An 806-nucleotide genomic window follows, 5' to 3' on the forward strand; every position below is an offset into this window, starting at 1 on the left:
TTACGGAACATTTCAACACCTGTACAAGTCGTTGTCTGTGTTTCACGAATACCAACGATCTCAACTTCAGAACCTGTGTTGATAATACCGCGCTCTACACGACCTGTTACTACAGTACCACGACCCTGGATAGAGAATACGTCCTCGATAGGCATGATGAATGCACCGTCGATTGCACGCTCTGGCTCAGGAATGTAAGAGTCTAGTGTTTCAACTAGTTTCTTAACTGCAGTAGTACCTAGCTCATTTTCATCTTCGCCGTTCAATGCCATAAGAGCAGAACCTGCGATGATTGGTGTGTCATCACCTGGGAAGTCGTACTGGTCTAGAAGCTCACGAAGCTCCATTTCAACCAATTCAAGCATCTCTTCGTATTCTTCAGAATCAGCGCCGCCACAATCTTCTGCAAGAAGGTCAGCTTTGTTCAAGAATACTACGATGTAAGGTACACCTACCTGACGAGAAAGCAGGATGTGCTCACGTGTCTGAGGCATTGGGCCATCAGTCGCGCCACATACTAGAATCGCGCCATCCATCTGTGCAGCACCTGTGATCATGTTTTTCACATAATCCGCGTGTCCTGGGCAGTCAACGTGTGCGTAATGACGCTCTGGAGAATCATACTCAACGTGTGAAGTCGCGATTGTGATACCACGCTCACGCTCTTCTGGAGCATTATCGATACCATCGAATGCAACTGCAGCACCACCCCAAACCTCAGCGCATACGCGAGTCAGAGCAGCAGTAAGTGTAGTTTTACCGTGGTCAACGTGGCCGATTGTACCAACGTTAACATGCGGTTTTGA

The 806-nt window shown here is 48.0% G+C and carries 1 protein-coding gene; it reads right to left on the reverse strand.

The features are described 5' to 3' along the window. Positions 1-806 (reverse strand): elongation factor Tu (locus tag Q4492_RS15640; RefSeq protein WP_303419855.1); only part of this gene is annotated, 806 nt, incomplete at both ends.

The sequence above is a fragment of the Neptuniibacter sp. 1_MG-2023 genome, from assembly GCF_030547185.1.
In the GTDB taxonomy this organism is placed as follows: domain Bacteria; phylum Pseudomonadota; class Gammaproteobacteria; order Pseudomonadales; family Balneatricaceae; genus Neptuniibacter.